The sequence below is a fragment of the Ktedonobacter racemifer DSM 44963 genome (assembly GCF_000178855.1).
Lineage (GTDB): Bacteria > Chloroflexota > Ktedonobacteria > Ktedonobacterales > Ktedonobacteraceae > Ktedonobacter > Ktedonobacter racemifer.
Window position 1 is genome coordinate 3209638 of record NZ_ADVG01000001.1, and the last position, 18155, is coordinate 3227792.

General features: G+C 54.1%; 15 protein-coding genes. 7 read left to right on the forward strand and 8 right to left on the reverse strand.

Going from position 1 to position 18155, the window contains the following annotated elements:
• Positions 1-25 precede the first annotated feature (25 nt).
• Genes KRAC_RS13615 through KRAC_RS13630 form a run of 4 tightly spaced genes read right to left on the reverse strand, consistent with a single transcriptional unit; the run spans position 26 to position 3017 of the window.
• Positions 26-640 (reverse strand): transposase, encoded by a 615-nt coding sequence (locus tag KRAC_RS13615; protein WP_007907848.1) that lies wholly within the window; start codon positions 638-640, stop codon positions 26-28.
• Complete coding sequence (locus tag KRAC_RS13620) at positions 640-1158, reverse strand: helix-turn-helix domain-containing protein (RefSeq protein ID WP_007907850.1); 519 nt, start codon at positions 1156-1158, stop codon at positions 640-642. Before KRAC_RS13620 ends, KRAC_RS13615 begins: the two co-directional genes overlap by 1 nt.
• A 45-nt stretch (positions 1159-1203) precedes the next feature.
• Complete coding sequence (locus tag KRAC_RS13625; protein WP_007907852.1) at positions 1204-2358, reverse strand: DUF5667 domain-containing protein; 1155 nt, start codon at positions 2356-2358, stop codon at positions 1204-1206.
• A complete protein-coding gene (locus tag KRAC_RS13630) occupies positions 2355-3017 on the reverse strand; it encodes an RNA polymerase sigma factor (protein ID WP_007907854.1) in 663 nt (220 codons plus the stop codon). The genes KRAC_RS13625 and KRAC_RS13630 overlap by 4 nt, the downstream gene beginning before the upstream one ends.
• A 459-nt stretch (positions 3018-3476) precedes the next feature.
• On the opposite strand from KRAC_RS13630, the gene KRAC_RS13635 reads away from it, so the two are divergent.
• Together KRAC_RS13635 and KRAC_RS71190 are read left to right on the forward strand one after the other, a co-directional pair.
• Positions 3477-4139 carry a hypothetical protein gene (locus KRAC_RS13635; protein ID WP_007907856.1) on the forward strand — a complete coding sequence of 221 codons (663 nt, stop codon included), beginning with the start codon at positions 3477-3479 and terminating at the stop codon, positions 4137-4139.
• Positions 4140-4402: 263 nt separating this feature from the next.
• Positions 4403-4636, forward strand: a complete 234-nt coding sequence (locus KRAC_RS71190) for a hypothetical protein (protein ID WP_211221273.1) — start codon at positions 4403-4405, stop codon at positions 4634-4636.
• 176 nt (positions 4637-4812) lie between these two features.
• Here KRAC_RS71190 and KRAC_RS13645 read toward each other — a convergent pair whose 3' ends face one another.
• Together KRAC_RS13645 and KRAC_RS13650 are read right to left on the reverse strand one after the other, a co-directional pair.
• On the reverse strand, positions 4813-5634 hold the full coding sequence (locus tag KRAC_RS13645) for an NAD(P)-dependent oxidoreductase (RefSeq protein ID WP_007907858.1): 822 nt from the start codon (positions 5632-5634) through the stop codon (positions 4813-4815).
• A gap of 74 nt (positions 5635-5708) precedes the next feature.
• A complete protein-coding gene (locus KRAC_RS13650) occupies positions 5709-6098 on the reverse strand; it encodes a MerR family transcriptional regulator (RefSeq protein WP_007907860.1) in 390 nt (129 codons plus the stop codon).
• Positions 6099-6262: 164 nt separating this feature from the next.
• Here KRAC_RS13650 and KRAC_RS13655 point away from each other — a divergent pair, with 164 nt between their 5' ends.
• The 4 genes from KRAC_RS13655 (at position 6263) to KRAC_RS13670 (ending at position 12503) form a co-directional block, all read left to right on the forward strand.
• Entirely contained in the window at positions 6263-8317 is a 2055-nt protein-coding gene (locus tag KRAC_RS13655; RefSeq protein WP_007907865.1) for a GMC family oxidoreductase N-terminal domain-containing protein, read from the forward strand.
• Positions 8318-8587: 270 nt separating this feature from the next.
• Positions 8588-9547 carry a L,D-transpeptidase gene (locus KRAC_RS13660; protein WP_007907866.1) on the forward strand — a complete coding sequence of 320 codons (960 nt, stop codon included), beginning with the start codon at positions 8588-8590 and terminating at the stop codon, positions 9545-9547.
• A gap of 292 nt (positions 9548-9839) precedes the next feature.
• Positions 9840-10682 carry a sulfurtransferase gene (locus KRAC_RS13665; RefSeq protein ID WP_007907867.1) on the forward strand — a complete coding sequence of 281 codons (843 nt, stop codon included), beginning with the start codon at positions 9840-9842 and terminating at the stop codon, positions 10680-10682.
• A 228-nt stretch (positions 10683-10910) separates the two neighbouring features.
• Positions 10911-12503: an acyl-CoA carboxylase subunit beta gene (locus KRAC_RS13670; protein WP_007907868.1), complete on the forward strand. Its 1593-nt coding sequence runs from the start codon at positions 10911-10913 to the stop codon at positions 12501-12503.
• Positions 12504-12573: 70 nt separating this feature from the next.
• Here KRAC_RS13670 and mce read toward each other — a convergent pair whose 3' ends face one another.
• Together mce and KRAC_RS13680 are read right to left on the reverse strand one after the other, a co-directional pair.
• Positions 12574-12999 carry a methylmalonyl-CoA epimerase gene (gene mce / locus KRAC_RS13675; RefSeq protein ID WP_007907869.1) on the reverse strand — a complete coding sequence of 142 codons (426 nt, stop codon included), beginning with the start codon at positions 12997-12999 and terminating at the stop codon, positions 12574-12576.
• Between the two features lie 118 nt (positions 13000-13117).
• The gene (locus KRAC_RS13680) at positions 13118-13681 is read right to left on the reverse strand and encodes a ribonuclease FAU-1 family protein (protein ID WP_007907870.1); all 564 of its coding nucleotides are present in this window, start codon (positions 13679-13681) and stop codon (positions 13118-13120) included.
• Between the two features lie 430 nt (positions 13682-14111).
• On the opposite strand from KRAC_RS13680, the gene KRAC_RS13685 reads away from it, so the two are divergent.
• Positions 14112-18149 carry an adenylate/guanylate cyclase domain-containing protein gene (locus tag KRAC_RS13685; RefSeq protein ID WP_007907871.1) on the forward strand — a complete coding sequence of 1346 codons (4038 nt, stop codon included), beginning with the start codon at positions 14112-14114 and terminating at the stop codon, positions 18147-18149.
• Positions 18150-18155: the final 6 nt, after the last annotated feature.

The following is an 18155-nucleotide window of genomic DNA, read 5'->3' on the forward strand; positions in this document are numbered from 1 at the left end:
TGGCAACTGACCCACTAGTGCATAATTACGAAACCTTTTCGGAAAGAACAAGATGTGGCTCATAGGAACATCCAAAGTAGGCACAGACTCGTGCGGCAAGCTGTTTGGCGGTAAGCAGCCCATCATGTTCGACTACATTGCGTTTGGCATGGACCCATTTGGGCTCAATGGGATTGAGCCAAGGGCTTTTCGTGGGCAGAAACAAAGGCAGAATACGCACGCCCTTGCCCTCGGCTTTGACCAGGCTGTTGTGCTCTCTGATCCAGGTCCGCACCATCTTGCTCACGTGAAAGGAGGCATTATCCCAGATCAGCAGCCAAGAAGTCTTGTTTTGAGCTTGCAGTCGAGTGCAACACCACTCCAGAAATTGGGTGGTGATGGCGCTGACGGGGCGTCCGGTCACGAAGCGCAGCGACATCTGTTTGCGAATCGGATCATCGATCGGTCCCTGTTGCCACAATACTCCATAACAGGCGAGAGCTTTGGGATCAGGATCATCTTTTTGCCACGTCTGTTCCACCAAGCGCACGGGTTGATCTTTCCCTTGCCAGGCGGACAGACGAGGAAGAGCGAACCTGCTCCACCACACCTCGTCCACAAACCCGATGACCCAGCCTGGTTGGGTGCTCGCCCAGGCCATCAGCCGATCGCGTGCGTTTTTTTTTGCTGGTACTGGGGGTCGGGGCTGGTAATCCAGTGTTTGGCACGCTTCCAATTGGTCCCTAAGCTTTGGAGCGCTCGGCGCACGCTCGCCACCGACGTTTTGTGGGGGATAATGCCCTGCTCGAAACTGATCTTGGCCGCCAGTTCCAAGGTCCACAGGCCACGGTCGAGTCCAAAGTCGTGGGGACTGCGGTGCAAGAGCGCTTTCAACCGCTCGGCCGCTTCGATGGTGAAGGTCGTTCGGAGTCGATGGGGACGCGAAGACCCCTCTTTGAGCACGGTGAGTCCAGCTATATTGAAGCCTTTGATCGCATTGCGAACGGTCTGGTCGTCGCAGCCCAGATACTTGGCGATAGCGGGGGCGCGCTCCCCACGGGCAGACGCGAGCAATATTTGGCTGCGTCGCAACACGAAGGCATTGGACGAACGCAACCCCGCCTGGATCTGGCTGTGTTCGTCTTTGGTCAGTGGTCGAATAAAAATGGGGGCTTTCATGCCCTCTATGATACCACATTTCCTATGACCTTTCGTCAGAATGCACTAGTGATGAGGAGTTGGTGTCACACTGGGTTTTCCCCCACCAGTATTCGTATCGCCAGGGCCATGGGGATGCGTATTGTCTCCATTGCCAGTCGTGCCAGAACCATTTTTCCCTGTTCCCTGTCCGTTCGAATTTCCATTGGAGCCACTGTTTGACGCAGTAGAGACCGTAATTGTTGTTGTCTGAACCACAGTTGCGTCGGGATTAAGTAAGCTCACCGTCTTGATTGGTTGCTTGCTGTTCCAATCGACGAGAAACACATAGGTCCCATGTTGCAGCGTCCCTGTGGCGCTTACGTGTTGATTATTCAGCCAGAGCTGCGCCCCTGGCTGAAAGTGTTCTCCAGTCAGGAGAAGCGTTACCTGGGCATGAGGCGGCAAAGAAACGATGATCGTCACAGCTTGCAGATGCGTGACTTGCTCGCCCAACTGTTCTAGTGCTACCGTGGTTGCCACTTGCTCCGACATCTTCAGGGAAGGCAACAGCGTGTGTAGGGTCTGGCGCGCATCTTGTTGCAATGCGGCGAATTCCTGGGAAAGACGATCATGGTCTTTACCAGCTGGAACGGCGTGAATGGATTGAGAGGCCGTGGCAAGCAGCTGCTCCAGGGTTGTCAGCTCACGGGTATAGGCATCTTCCTGTGTGGTAGTCGTCACTGACTTCAGGCTGGAAAGGTGATCACGCACGATTTGCAGACGAAGTTCGGCCTGGTCTTTTGGGGAAGCCGTGAAGGTTATCTGCATCTGTTGCACCCAGCTTTTCACGGCATAGAGCGGAGTATTGGGCGTTGCTCCCTGGGCCGCCATCGCAACCCCTGTACCTAATACGAGACAAAACAGCACAACAGCAGCGAGCGCCAGTTGCATACTCCATGGTCGTAGAGCGTGTAGCCGCCACCAGGGAGCAGCGGTTCGCTTGTGCTGGATGGCAGAGGCGTGCGCACGAACGCGCATTTCTAAGCGTTGCGCAAACTCAGGATCGGCCTGGAGCGCCGGGTGAGTGCGCACATACTGCGCCACATTGATCAGTTCTTCGATCTCATCCTTTTTATTGCCAGGGCCAGAAGGAGTTACCTGTTCAGCTTTCTCGAAACGGCGCCCTCTTGCCCATTGTTGCTCCAGGCGTTGATTGAAATAGTCTGCTTGTGTTTTCATGATCGTTTCTCCTGTTTGGACACCTTGCGACGCCGGGATGCTTTGGCTCCTTCCGTTTGCTTCTTATCTGGTGTGGGTGGATGAAGGAAGCGCTGCAAACTCTGTAATGCACGAAATTGCAGTGCTTTCACGGCATTGGCCTTTTTCCCAATCATTTTAGCGACCGTCGCGACATCATATCCCAGAATTAAGCGGCCAATGAGCACCTGTCGTTGTTCCTCAGTCAGCTTCTCCATGGCTTGCACGACACGCTGCCATTCATCGCGTGTCTCAAAGACATGGACAGGATCATCTTCAGGATGGTGTGTTGGCAAAGCATAGGCATGGCCGTCATAGGTATGCTGTTCGCTCATCTCGTACACTGGTGTCAATGAGAGAAGTGGAGGCTGTTTTTCCTGCCCACGATAATAGCCAGCGATGGTGTTGCGGGCTATGCCCAGAAGCCAGGCCGCAACACCAGCTTCTTCTCTAGCTTTGACCTGGTGAATCCCCTCCACCATTTTTAAAAAGACCTCGGACGTCAGGTCCTCCGCCACAAAACGGTCAGGAACACGGGCGGCGATATACCCAAATATTCCTGGAAGAAAGTGACGATACAGCGCTCCAAGTGCCTCCCCTTCGCCTTGCCTGGCAGAACTGAGGAGACGATCAAATACCATGTTCTGCTCCTCATGCGCCGAAGTCACCATTTCCGATGACCATGGCCAGGAAACCATACGCGTCTCTTCCCTTCTAAATAATGCTGCTTCCTTACACTCTTCCTAGTTGTCTTTTTGCCCTTCGTGGTTATGGGAGGGGGAGAAATGTCTGCAACTCCCTTCCGAGTAGGCAGAACTCGTCTAGGATCTGCACCTGGTTGTTTCCAAATATTTCCCCAAAAGAACTATTTCGGATGGAGGCCGTAACCAAAACAAAAAAAAGACCACTCTCTAACTGAACAACGCAAGTGCAGGAGGGGGTCTAGCAGGCACCAGAAAAGGCCTTATCTTGCTCAGCACGTGTTCTCGATGAGCGCATGGTAGGAGAGGTGGAGGGGAACATCTCTCCTACCATGTCGCTTGTCTTCCCCACCTGCAGCTGATTGAACATATTTTTGAGACAAAAGGAAGGTATGACATATGAGTATTGGTAGCACCATTGTAGCAGCCCTCAAAGGCAAACTTGTTGTGACAGCCCTGCTGGGCGCTGTGGTTGTTGGTGGCGGGACAGCCGCTTTCGCAGCAACTCCAATGGGACAGAATATCACAAAATCTATCACCGCTCCAGCCCAGACCCCGACGCACGCTGCACAATCTGGCAAAGATCAGAATGGCAAGAGCGAGACAAGTACAACGAACAACCAGTCAGGCGATCATAAAAATGACTGTCCAGGACTTCCGGAAGCCCAGAATCTGGCCAAGAAGTTTTCACTGAGCACGGATAGCAAGAGCGCCACCATTCAACTGATCTGTTCGCTGCATACGGGAACCTACAAAGGGCTCACGCATGCGCTTGGATATGGCGAAATTGAGGATCTGCTCACTTATGCTCAATCCCTGGCTGGGCAGGATAAAAACACCGCGAACGCGAAACTCAGCGACGAGACCCTCAGCACATATATTGCAACAACACTAAAAACGTGCGCGAACGTTCCCATTTCCGCCTGCGTGAAAGCGAATACGCCGACACCGCAAGCGACCCCTGGGAATAGCAATAGTGGCAACGGAAGCAATAACGGAACCGATCATGGGAGTAGCGGGACCACGGGCAAACCAACAGTGACACCAACACCACATCATTAGGACCCGCTCTTTTCTTCTGTAGTTCGTATGTGTCCCCTCACCAGTTTCATTGCTGATGAGGGGACGTTTTGCTTTGCTCGCGTCTTTGTCTCATCTGCCGCAGCCTTCGTCTTGCAGCTTTCCCCATCTTTCCTCAAGGAAGACCTGAGTTGGTGCTTGTGCCCTGATCGCCATTCTGCGTGCAGTCATGGGTGGACGTCGCGCCCTCTAAGAAGGACGCAGCAATAAGCAAATCAACAAAAGACAGATATCCTGAAGGGTATTTGCCTTTTGGCATATATGAGATTCAAGCACATATACCATATTTGATCAACGTCAAGCTGATGAAAGCGGGGATTGTAGAAGCGCTCGATATCGCGGCGTTGTGTCGAGCCACGCATACCAGTCTCATGATTGGAGCTATGGTTGAGTCCCGCCTGGCCGTTGCTATGAGCGCCCACCTAGCTGCCCGGCTTGGCGGGTCTCGTTCATCGACCTTGACACTCCCATGCCCTTAGCTAAAGATCCCTTCACAGGCGGCTACGAGCAACACGGTGGCATGTATGATCTCTCGGCCGTTAAAAGCGGCTTAGGCATCGAGCGAAGATAACAGCAGTGCATCGAGTCAAGCCGCCCTCACGAACCCTGCTTCAAGCATTGACGGATTGTAAGCGGAACTGGCAGAAGGAAGAGTTTACGCTCTTCCTTCTGCGCTCCTCAAGAGAGTATCCAAAAGACTTGCTATAGGTGTAGGCAACTCTACCTGTTGTGCGGTCGTTTTGAAGAGGCTGACGTCCTTCAGCGGTATCGCACTCTGACTGAAAGGCGCAGTTCCCTCGGCAATCCTCTTACCATAGTTCTGGTATATGGGAGCGGAGAATAATGTGCTTGTCAACATATCGACCACTGCTTTTGGATCGACTCCGTTGTTCTGGGCCATCGAGAGTGCTTCACGCATAGAGTATCCTGCTGAAACAATCAGGAAGTTTCCAACGAGTTTGACAATGCTTGCCGCGCCAACCTCTTCGCCAAAATCGAAGATACCCTGTCCCCCCATGGCCTTCAAGAGAGGCCGGACACGTTCTTTGGCTTGCTGTGGACCTGCAAAGGGAATCCAGAGATTCCGGGCGACGGCTGCCTCGGGCCTGCCAAAGACGGTTGCATCGATATAGATACAGTCATGTTGTGCATGGAGTGCCGCAAGCTTCTTTGATGTTTCCGGCAATACCGTGCTCATCGAAAGGTGAATCCCGCCTGGTCCCAGGCGCTCTAAAAAACCATCGCTCATGACGACGCTTTCCAGTGCCGCATCATCCCACACAATAGTTGCAACAATCCCCCCGCTCGTCACTGCGTCAGCGGGTCGGCTCGCCAGATGCGCTCCCTGGGCAACCAGCGCGTCCGCTTTGCTCGCCGTGCGGTTGTATACGCGGAGCGCATAGCCAGTGTTGAGAAGATTGGTCGCCATTGGCAGACCCAGGTGGCCGAGTCCAATAAATCCGATCATTTCACTCATTTGTATTACTCCTTCTGAATGAGTTAACGCCCAAAACATGACGTTAACGTCATGTTTTGAACAAAAAAAAGATTCTAGTGATGTTCTCTTTCCTCAAACCAGCGCTCGAAGCGTTCGATATTGGCCTGTAAATCAGCGCGAAATTGCTGTAACGCACCTATCCTCTGATCCGCCTCAGAGAGATGTTGGCGCAGCATGGCAAGGATTTTCTGTTTTGGTTGTACTCCACTGGGGTCAGTGAAATACAGATCGATGACGTCACGTATTTCATCCAGGCTGAGTCCAAGCGTCTTTAACTGGTCAATTTTCTGCAGGCGGGCAAGCGTCTCCTCGGTGTAGTAGTGCTGGCCGTGGCCTTCACGCTCACCTGGAGGGAGCAGTCCAATACCCTCGTAATAGCGAACGGTGCGCGGCGTTACCCCGGCTCGTTCCGTCAATTCACCTATGCGCATACGATCATTCATCGCTCACCCCTAAAATGTTACGTTAACGTCATGTTGAATGATATCATCTGAACGAGGCATTGTCAAATGAGCAGTCGATGGCAAAGACACAGCCGCAGTATGATATACTTGACTCATTGTCAACATCGACGGTCATCTTTCTACTCCAATGAAGGAGGCACTTCATGACCACAACTATCTCCTCTACGACCCATGCCGAGAGCCGCGTCGCGGGCTGGCTCGCATCCGAAGAGTTCGCTATTTTAGAAGCTGTTTGTGAGACCTTATTTCCCTCGCTTGAACCTCCAGCTGGCAATTCGGAGGCAGAACAGGCCTACTATCGCCGGAGTGCGCACGATCTCGATCTCGCGCACCTGATCGCCGAGACGCTAGCGCAAGAACCCCCCGAAGCCCAGGCGGAGTTTCGCCAGTTACTGGCCTTGATGGCAAATCCCGTAAGTGGGCTACTCCTGGCTGGTAGCGCCAAATCGTTTCTAGAGCTCTCTGCCGCAAAGCGCGCACGCTACCTCCTGGCGATGGCCAATAGCCCGCTGGGACAGTTGCGCCAGGGCTATCAAGCTATGAAGCGCCTGGCGGGCTTTATCTACTTCTCGGCGCCAACTGAAGAGGGCCGTAATCCCAACTGGGAGGTGCTCGACTATACTCCGGCGCCACCGCCACCAGCCGACGCGCCACAACCCATTCGCCCCCTGGCCATTACAGAAGATACGACCCTGGACGCCGACGCCATTGTGATAGGTTCGGGCGCGGGCGGAGGAGTTGCCGCCGCTGAGCTAGCCCTGGCGGGCAAGAGCGTGATCGTACTGGAGAAGGGTGGCTATAATAACGAGGCCAATTTTACCCTGCAAGAGGCCCAGGCCACACCCGAGCTCTACTTGAATCACGGCCTGCTGACCTCAAAGGACCTGGGCGTGGTCATCCTGGCGGGCAGCACGCTGGGCGGCGGGACTGTCGTCAACTGGACGACCTCGTTTCGCACACCGATAGATGTTCTCGAAGAATGGGAGACCATCTCTGGCTTGCGCGGCCGTTTTACAAATGCGCAATATCAGGAGAGCTTCGCCGCCGTTGAACAGCGCATCCAGGTCAACACAGAGAATAGCGCGCATAACCGCCAGAACCGCTTGCTCTATGATGGTTGTAAGGCCCTGGGCTATCACACAGAGGAAATTCCCCGTAACGCCGTTGGCTGTGACCAGCGCTGTGGCACCTGCGGCTATGGCTGTCGCTATGGCGCAAAGCAGTCGACCATGAAGACCTACTTGCAGGATGCCTTCGACCATGGCACGCGCATCATCGTCAACTGCCAGGCCAACAAGGTGCTTATGGAGAATGGGCAGGTCCAGGGCGTCCTGGCCACTGTTCTCAATAAAGAGGCCGGGCGCACCTATGAACTTACCCTGCACGCCAAAACGGTTGTGGTAGCGGCGGGGACCCTCAATACGCCCGCGATCCTCTTGCGCTCAGGCCTGACAAATAAGCATATTGGGCAGCATCTCCACCTGCATCCCACGACCACGCTCGCGGGCCTCTATCCCGACAAGGTGTATCCCTGGCAGGGCGTCATGCAATCGGCATACTCGGATCAATTCGGCCGCCTCGATGGCAACTATGGCTATAAGCTTGAGGTGCCGCCCGCTCATCCCGGTCTGCTGGGACTGGCGACTCCCTGGTTCTCCGCTCGGGAGTACCGCGAGCAGATGGCACAGGCGGCGCATATCGCGACCATTATCGTGCTTTCGCGGGACAAAGGCGAGGGCAGCGTCACCCTTGATCGCCATGGAGAGCCAATCATTAACTATGTCGTCTCGGTCTATGATCGCAAACATCTCATGCACGGGCTGCGCCAGTCCGCGCGCATCCACTTCGCCGCAGGCGCCAGAGAAATCGTGACGCTGCATAATCAACGCACAGGCGTGAAGCGTGGAAGCGATGGCAGTGTCAGCGCACAGGACTTGCGTGAGTTTGATCGCGCCATTGAGCGCCATGGTATGGGACCCAACCGTAACATGACCTTTACCGCGCACCAGATGGGTACCTGTCGCATGGGTAATGATCCCAAAACCTCGGTCACCAACGAACACGGCGAGGTCTATGGCGTCAAAGGGCTCTTCGTTGCAGATGGCAGCCTCTTCCCCGCCGCCTCAGGAGTCAACCCCATGCTTAGCATTATGGCCCTCGTCCACAATAACTACCAGTATCTCAAAACCGTGGTATAAAAGAGAGAATCCATAAAAAAGAGAGGGTCGCATAGTCGCGGCCCTCTCTTTTTTATGGAACTTTTCTTCGGCATTACCAGTCCCTCCACTTGCCTCAATGGCACTTCGATCGTCGCCGGCCCCAGAAGTAATGTTAGTGTAACGTTCTCAGATTTTATCACGACAATATTGATGCATGTAAATTCATAGCATCTGCGTACTTGTATTTTCCCTACAATTTGCATACATTTGTATGCGCCTATATTTCTATAGAAATACGAGGAAATAACTATGCGAAGAAAATACTTTCTTCCTCTTTTATGTATGGCCCTCTTATCTCTCTTCTCTCTTGTATTGGCTGGCTGTGGTGCAGGCAATGCCTCCTCGGCAACGGTAGCGCCATCTCCAACCGCCACGTCTCTGGCACAAAAGGCGAAAGAGGTTCCAGTCACATTAAGCAAACCAGTTACCCTGACCAAGCCATCGACGCCCGCGCCGACCGTTCAGGTTAGTTGGACAAATCCTTACACTATGTATGCAACGGGGACCGCCATCGTGCGCAATGCCCCCAATACAGATGGCACCATCTTGACCAGTTATGCTCCTGCAACCGCCATTACTGTCTATGGCAATGTCCAGGGGGAAGCGGTTAATGGCGTCTCGATGTGGTATCGTGTCTCTGATCGCAACAGCGACCCCAAATACATCTATGGTGGTCGTCTCAGCAATATGAAGACTACACCTGCTCCCACACAGACATCTACTGGCGGGAAGGTCCTGGGACCACCTCCACCTCCGCCCCCTGCTCCTGCCGCGCCCGTCGCGACTGGAAAGGTCATTTTTGTCAATCTCTCAACTCAGTATCTCTACGCCTATGAGAACGGTGCAGTCGTACGCTCCTTCCCGATCACAAGTGGACGCCCAGAGCTATACACGCCAGCCGGTACCTTCACTGTCCTCAGCAAGGGAGCCAATTTGACGTTCTACTCCCCCTGGCCAGTTGGTTCGCCTTACTACTATTCGCCTGAGCATGTCGATTACGCGCTCAAGCTCACCACTGGCGGTATCTATATCCATACCGCAGGCTGGCGAGAGTACAATGACTTTGGTCCTGGAACGCAGAATCCCCATACATTGCCAGATGGCACCCAGTCAACTGGCTCGCATGGATGTATCAATACGCGTGTCAGTGATGGACAATGGTACTACAGCTGGGCACCCGTTGGTATGACTGTGGTTATGTCCTACTAATTAATGCCCATGTGCAAATTACCGAATTGACCTCTCGCGCCTGCAGCACTCGCTTTGATTAATAACGTGATGCCGGTTGATAGCCTGCGGCTATCAACCGGCATCACGTTATCGGCCAGAAATTTGAGCGCACTTTGAAGGCTCACTACGTCTATTCCCCAGCTTCTTACGTTCCCTCGCCAAAATACCTCGTTTTAAAGGTTGACATTTACCTATGCCAGAACTTATACTTAGCTCAAGAGAAAAATACTTTGTTGATCTATTTAATCAACTTTTAAAAGGAGCCAGCACGATGTCAGAGTATGCACATCCAGAGGTACTCGTTGACGTTAATTGGGTTGAGGATCATTTGCAGGACCCCCGTGTTCGCCTGATTGAGGCGGATGAAGATGTCCTGCTCTACGAAATTGGTCATGTTCCGGGCGCGGTCAAGCTTGACTGGAATGTCGATGTCCAGAATCCCCTGAGCCGCGACTTTGTGGATAAAGAGGGCTTTGAGCAGCTTTTGAGCCGCTGGGGCATCTCCAATGACACCACCGTGGTTCTCTACGGCGATAAGAACAACTGGTACGCGGCCTATGCCTTCTGGCTCTTCAAGCTCTATGGGCATGAGGATCTGCGTATTCTTAACGGTGGTCGCGCGGCCTGGGAACATGCTGGTAAGGCCTACAGCAAAGAGGTTCCCACCTACGAGCGCACCCATTATCAGGCCCAGGAAGAAAACGACCAGATTCGTGCGTTCCGCGACCAGGTCCTGGTCGAACTGAAGGATTCTGACCTGCGCCTGGTCGATGTACGCTCCCCGGGCGAGTACAGCGGCGAGCTACTCCACATGCCGAATTATCCCCAGGAAGGTGCTCAGCGTGCCGGCCATATCCCGGGCGCGAAGAATATTCCCTGGGCCACTGGCGCGCGCGAAGACGGTACATTCAAGAGTGCCGATGAATTGCGCAAGCTCTACGAAGACAAGGGTATTACACCAGAAAACAAGGTCGTCACCTATTGCCGCATTGGTGAGCGTGGAGCCTATAGCTGGTTCATTCTCACACAGTTGCTGGGCTTTACAGACGTCCGTAACTACGATGGCTCCTGGACTGAATGGGGCAGCCTGGTCCGCTCCCCCATCGAGCGGTGAGTTCCTCTTGCGTCCAATTGAGAGCGCCCCTGCGGGGGCGCTCTTTTTTGTAGTAAGAAGCTAGTGGCGTAGTTTGCGGCTGACGCCACTAGCTTCTTACTACAAAAAGGTGTGTAGCTCATCCGAGGTTAGGGCATAGTGTGTGCTGAGTAGCCCGGTAAAAAGGGCTGTGATATACTGCCATACGTACGCACTGTTCTTGCCATAGATCAATGGAGATTGAGTTTTATGACCACTAGCGAACGTAGCTCACAGGAAACAACACATACCAAGGGGACGCAGGAGAAACTGGCCGACCTGGCCAAGGCCAAAGCGGCGTCTAAGCTGGGCGGTGGCTCTAAGCGCATTGAGGTGCAGCATAAGAAGGGCAAGCTAACGGCCCGCGAGCGCATCGACCTCCTGCTCGACCCCGGTACGTTTAACGAACTGGATATGTTTGTGACCCATCGCGCCTCAGATTTTGGTCTGGATGAGCAAAAAATTCCCGGCGACGGCGTTGTCACCGGTTACGGGCATGTCGATGGACGTCTTGTCTACGTCTTTTCCCAGGATTTCACCGTATTTGGCGGCTCGCTCTCAGAGGCACATGCAGAGAAGATCTGCAAGATCATGGATATGGCGATGAAGAATGGCGCACCCGTCATCGGCCTCAATGACTCGGGCGGTGCGCGTATTCAAGAGGGCGTGGTGAGCCTGGGCGCCTACGCCGACATCTTCCTGCGCAATACCATGGCCTCGGGCGTGGTGCCCCAGCTCTCGGCCATCATGGGACCCTGCGCCGGAGGAGCCGTCTACTCACCCGCGATCACCGACTTTATCTTTATGGTCGAGGAGACGAGCTATATGTTCGTCACCGGCCCTAACGTCGTCAAATCGGTCACACACGAGGATGTGACCTTCGAGCAGTTGGGTGGTGCGCAGATCCACAATAGCACCAGCGGCGTTGCGCACTTTGCCTGCCCCAGTGAGCCAGAGTGCATTCGTATGCTCCGCCAGCTCCTCAGCTATCTGCCATCCAATAATATGGAGGATCCTCCGCGCATCGCCACCAGTGATAGCCCCACCCGCGTCGAGGAGGCCCTGGACAGCATTATTCCTGATAACTCAAATAAACCCTATGATATGAAGGCAGTGATCAAACATATTGTTGACGAAGGCAATTTCTTTGAGGTCCAGGAACATTTCGCCCAGAATATTCTTATCGGCTTCGCTCGCCTGAATGGTCGCTCCGTAGGCATTGTCGCGCAACAACCGCGCGCGCTGGCGGGTGTCCTTGATATCAATGCCTCAGATAAGGCCGCCCGCTTCGTCCGCTTCTGCGACTGCTTTAATATTCCCATTCTTACCTTCGTCGACGTGCCAGGCTTCCTCCCCGGCGTCGGACAGGAGCATGGAGGCATCATTCGCCATGGCGCCAAACTGCTCTACGCTTATTGTGAGGCCACTGTGCCTAAGATCACCGTTATTACACGCAAGGCCTACGGCGGCGCGTATGATGTGATGAGCAGCAAACATGTCCGGGGCGATATCAACTACGCCTGGCCGACCGCTGAGATCGCGGTGATGGGGGCAGAGGGCGCGGTCAATATCCTTTTCAAGGATGAGATCGAGCGCGCCGACGATCCGGAGCAGCGACGCAAAGAGTTGATCGCTGAGTACACGGAGAAGTTTAATAATCCCTACATCGCCGCCAGTCGCGGTTATGTCGATGAGATTATCGAACCACGCAACACACGTGTGAAGCTGATCAACGCCCTGGAAATGCTAAAAAATAAGCGCGACTCCAACCCACCCAAGAAACACGGCAATATTCCGCTGTAATTGCCTTAAAAGAAGATGGTGTGTTAGTTGCTACGGGCTTCGCCCGTAGCAACTAACACACCATCTTCTTTTAGTCTTTCTTTTCTAGAAGTTCGAGGAGGACGCCATTGGTGCCTTTGGGATGGATAAATATCGCGCTACCCTCGGCGGCAAGGCGTGGCTGCTGGTCAAGTACGGGTGCCTCCTGGGCCTGCATCTCCTGCAAGGTTTCATCTATATGCTCAACCTCCAGGCAGATATGATGCAAGCCCTCTCCACGCTTCTCTAGAAACTTGAGTAGGCTGGCATTGGTCGCGGCAGGCTCAATTAGTTCAATCTCGCTACCGCCGGGACCACCCATGGGTAGAAAGGCGATACGCACCTGCTCGCTTGGAACCTCTTTGATCTCGCGCGGCTCAATACCAAGTGTATCATGATAGAAGGTTAGTGCCTGTTCAATGTTACGGACAATGATAGCCACATGATCGATCCGCTTAGGGGTATTCTCGGCTGACATTCTTTACAATGACTCCTCGCGCCTGCGGCGCTCGCCTGATAGGTGGTGTGGTACGTGTTGACAGCCTGTGGCTGTCAACACGTACCACACCACCTATCAGAATTACTTACTCATGGCGTTAGCTGCAACTATGTTTTGAATGCTGGGATTGAAGAAGATCCGACTTTAGGCGATGAGGCACGGCGGAGAAAACGCCCAGGCTACGCTGAATGGTACTACTCAACGTACGCAGGGCCATAAGGGCGCTGATACGCGTCTCCTCGTCATAGCCAAGCGCATTCGCAGCCTGCTCGAACTCGGCCTGGGTCAGGACTTCATACGAGAGATCGGGCTTGACCAGCATGCTCAGATCCAGGTCAACATAGGAAAGACGCTCATATCCCAGGATAGCGGGCTGAATAATGGTGGCGTATGTATGAATCAGGCTCTCGCCGTCATAAAATGCGCTTAACATGTACCAGCGCTCGGGCCAGAAGAATTGCAGACAATGTGAGCGCAGGGGGCGTGCCCCTCGCTCCCAATTCATCGGTGTGCCAGCCGGCAGCCAGAGTCGCAAGGAACCCTGCGCCGCCTCTGCCTCTTCATCCCCCACTTGCGTCTCAGCGCTCAACTGGTGTGCCTTCCACGAGCCACGTAGCGTCTTATCATAGTTACGACACTCTACTAAAAAGTCTTGCCGCATACATATACTCCCTTCCGTCGACCCCATAGTACGGAACTTATCTTGAAACGTCAAGCATAAAAGATACTTTTTCCCATTATGCCTGGCACTTTGCTTACTTCTGTCTGTTATATTGCAGTTTGAATAAACGCTTTGCGCCCACCTTTTATTCCGCAAATAGGGCTTTAACCTCTTCCATGCCCCGGCACCTCGTCCCTGGCCTTTCTTCTGGGCGCCCGGTGTTGTACAATACAAGCTGATGGGTGCTGGCGCGTGTTTCTACACCTTGCTTACTACCCATATTACTACGTGCGCCTTGCTTGCCAGAAGGGCGCCAGCTTGTTGCAAGATCAGCATAATGATCTTATTCCGAAACCCAACGTCACTCGCGTGACTAGCGCTTCGCGCTCAGGGTTTTCGGAGAAGAAGATGCGGAACTGTTAAGAAATTTATGCGTTGCCCCAACTGTCAGACAATCAATCCAGCAAATGCGAAGTTCTGTCTTGAGTGCGGGAATCGCCTGCTCGTTTGCCCCAACTGCCAGACGGTAAACCTGCCTATCGCCAAGTTCTGCATTGAATGTGGCACCAGGTTACAGCCATCGCAGCCGAAGGCCAGCGTAGGTGGTCCTACCGCACCAATGTCAGCCGTACAGGCGGAGACGCGAAGCGCAGGCCATACTGCGCCTCTACCAGCGCCCACGTCCTCGGCTTCCTCTCTCCTTTTACCACCTGAGGAGCGGCGTATTGTCACCATTATGTTCGCTGATATCACTGGCTCAACGCCCCTGGCAGATCGCCTGGACCCCGAAGATATGCGTGCCATTCTGACAGGCTATTTTAACTTGATGACACAGCAAATCCGCAAACATGGCGGCATCGTCGAGAAATATATTGGTGATGCAGTCATGGCGGTTTTCGGCGCGCCTATCGCGCATGAAGATGATCCTGACCGGGCTATTCGCGCCGCTTTAGACATGCAAGCAGCGCTCAACCAATTCAATGAGCAACGCGGCAGGCTCGATCCACAGACCACGCGCCTGCAAATGCGTATCGGCATTAACACTGGCGAGGTTGCCATTCCAAATAGTAACACGCACCAGAGGCAGGATTTTCTCATTACAGGTGACGCAGTCAATGTAGCCGCGCGCCTACAACAGGCTGCCGCGCCCGATACAATTCTCGTTGGCGAGCGCACCTACCTTACGACGCGCGAGGTCTTCGAGTTTCGCCCTATGGCGCCCTTACAACTTAAAGGAAAGGCTGAGCCCATCACAGCCAGCGTCGTGCTAAATGAGCGCAAGGGCCTTTCAACCACAGATCAACATCCACGCGGCATCAAGGGCCGCCAGGTCAGGCTGGTAGGGCGCTCCCTTGAGCTGACCTTGATTCATGCCAATTATGCGCGCGTCCTCGCCGAGCGTCAGCCACATCTCATCACGATCCTGGGTTCACCCGGCATCGGTAAATCACGACTCGTCAGAGAGTTTATTAAACGTGAGCAGGAAAAGGTCAAGAGCGCTTCGTCCTATGGCAAACTGGTAGTCCCCCGCGTGCTCAAGGGGCGCTGCCCTCCCTATGGCGAAGGCATCACATACTGGCCACTCATCGAGATCCTGCGCTCACTCCTACCTATTGAGGAGAGCGAGAGCAATGAACAATACCTGGCCCGCCTCTCTGAGCGCATCAAACAAACCCTGCAACGCTCACATCGCACCGAGTCGGCGGACGAAATCGTTAACACCATAATCCGTAGCGTTGGTCGTGGCCTGGATGAGCGACAGGGCAGCCCTGAGAAAGAGAAAGGGAAAGAGCTCAGTCCCAAGCAAATCAGCAACCAGGCAGGCCCCCTCCTGCGGGCCTGGCGCATCTTTCTGGAAGCCCTGGCGGAGGAGCAGCCACTTATAATCGTCGTCGATGATCTACAATGGGCGGATGAGGCGCTTCTCGACCTGCTGGAATACCTGACCGACCGCGTCACTGACGTACCGATTCTCTTCCTCTGCCCAGCTCGCCCCGATTTCTTTGAGCGGCGGCGTGAATGGGGTGGAGGCCACCGTAACTTTACGACAATTGAGCTGGATGCCCTCTCGCCCGAGGAAAGTAGTGAGCTCATCGATGCCCACCTCAATACGGAAGAGTTCCCTGAGTTCCTGCGTCAGTCGATCCTGGCCCGCACCGAGGGAAATCCCTTCTTCGTAGAAGAAATCATTCGCATGCTGATTGATCAGGGCACGCTGATATATGAATGCGATCCCAATACAGGGCAAGACTACTGGCGACTGGGACGCTATAACGAGATGGATTTTGGTGAGTTTGCCTCGCCCTTAGAGCATTCCGATGAATTGCTCAATATGCCCTATCTCCTGCCAATGTCGCATCTGCCCGACACCATTCAGGGCGTGCTCGCGGCCCGCATCGACCTGCTCAAATTTATTGAGAAACGTGTGTTCCAGCATGCGGCCATTATTGGGCGCACCTTCTGGCTCTCGCAGCTGCGTGAACTGGCACCCGATATTCAACAAGAAGTGCTCACTAGCGCGCTTGACGCCCTCATCCAACGCGACTTTATCACTGAAATCGAGAAGCATACACGCAACATTATTCCTGACGACCGCACCTTTGCCTTTAAACACGTTCTCATTCGCGACGTGGTGTATAACAATATTCCGCGCACGCGCCGCTCGCGTGAGCACGCCGTACTGGCTCAATGGCTTGAGGAGAAGACACGAGAAGATCGCGGTACCTACATCGAGCTGCTGGCTTATCACTATCAACAGGCCCTGGTAAACTGGTCTATTAATATGACCTATAACCCTCTGGAGTTCGGCAGTGGAGCCAGGTCTCAGGCACATATTATAGATCGCCCTGAGCTGCGCAAACGCGCGATCAGATACCTGATATTGGCGGGCGATCAGGCCCTGCATAGCTACTACACGCTACGCGCCTTGCAGGCCTACAATGACGCCCTGGAACTTCAGCAAGAAGGGGAGACGGAGCCATTTGAGCTTGTACGGATGCACTTTAAACTGGGGGACGCACACTGGCAACGCGGCAACGCCGATGAGGCCTGGCAGGAGTACCGTAAATCCCTACGCCTGGTAACCGAGGCTCAGGAGCCAATTGCCATTGAAGCCATTGAGCTGGTAGATATCTATGAGCGGCTGGGCGAGCTAGGTACACGCATGCGCGGCATGTTCCGCAACCCGCCCGCGCTACAAGAAGTTCGCAGCTATATCGATCAAGGACTGGCCCTGCTTGACACCAATCAGCAACTCGCGAAAGAACGCGTATACTTCCTGACCTACCAGGCATTCTGGAATATTCGCCAGTTGGAAGGAACAACAGTCACGCAGAAGGTGGCCCTGGCGGAGCAGGCCCTGGCCAGTGGGCACGAAGCCTTAAATCTGGCCGAGAAGCTCGACCTACCCATCGCGCTCTCGCTAACGCTGGACGCGCTGAGCTTTATCTACCGGCAATACAATAAATATCGTGAAGCACATGAACTGCAACATCGTCGTTATCAGCTTGAAAGCCAGCTTACCGAGCGTGAAGAACTCTACGATCTTTATGGATCGCTTGGACTGGCACATGAGGAAACAGGCGACTATTCCGCTGCTTTGATGTGGTTTGGGCGGGCCTATAGCAACGCGCAAACTATGGAGAATCCTATTCTACTGCTCGAAAGCATGGTTGGACGCATGCGTGCCTGGCGCCAATGGAATCGCTGGGATGAAGCCAGGCAGGTTGCCATTGAGATTCTGGCTTTGAGAGACCAGTATCAACTAGAGAACGAGAAGTTGCAGTTCTGGGCACTGGAAACGCTGGCAACGATTGCCTATCGCCAGGGGAAGCAAGAAGAGGGCGACCGCTATTATCGCCAGTGCCAGCGCCTGGTGGAGCTACAGATGGAGCGTGGGGAGGAACACGGACGCAATCTCCAGGCGACGCGGTTGCATGCCATTCACCTGGCACGCGAGGATTGGGCACTAGCCACCGCGGACTATAAAGAGAAGCTGCGCATCAGTGAACCCATACCAACACCCGAAACGCTTGCCACACTAGCGGAACTACTCGTAAGCACTGGGGAAGATGCAGAGAAACAGGAGGAGCTTTGTGAGCGCGCGCTCTTGCATGCTCAGGAGTCGGGGGCACGGAAAAGCGAGGCAATTGCGCTAAGGGCCTGGGGGCGCCTGCATACGGAGCGGAAGAACTGGAAACTGGCTGAAGATTACTTCAAGCAGGCATTGACGCGCTGCGAGGCGCTTGACCTGCCCTGGGAGCAAGGACTCACGCTCTACTATCTCGGCATTCAATACGCGCGCCGGGCCGAAGAAAACAACGATAAAGCTCAGAAACGCAATAGCTATCTGAGTCGCGCACGCTATCATCTTGAGCGCGCCCTGGGCTTTTTCGAGGCTCTCAAGGCCCAGCCACAAATTGAACGCCTGCGCCTGGTACTGATGCAGACCTCTTCGACACGCGTCTAGAGACTT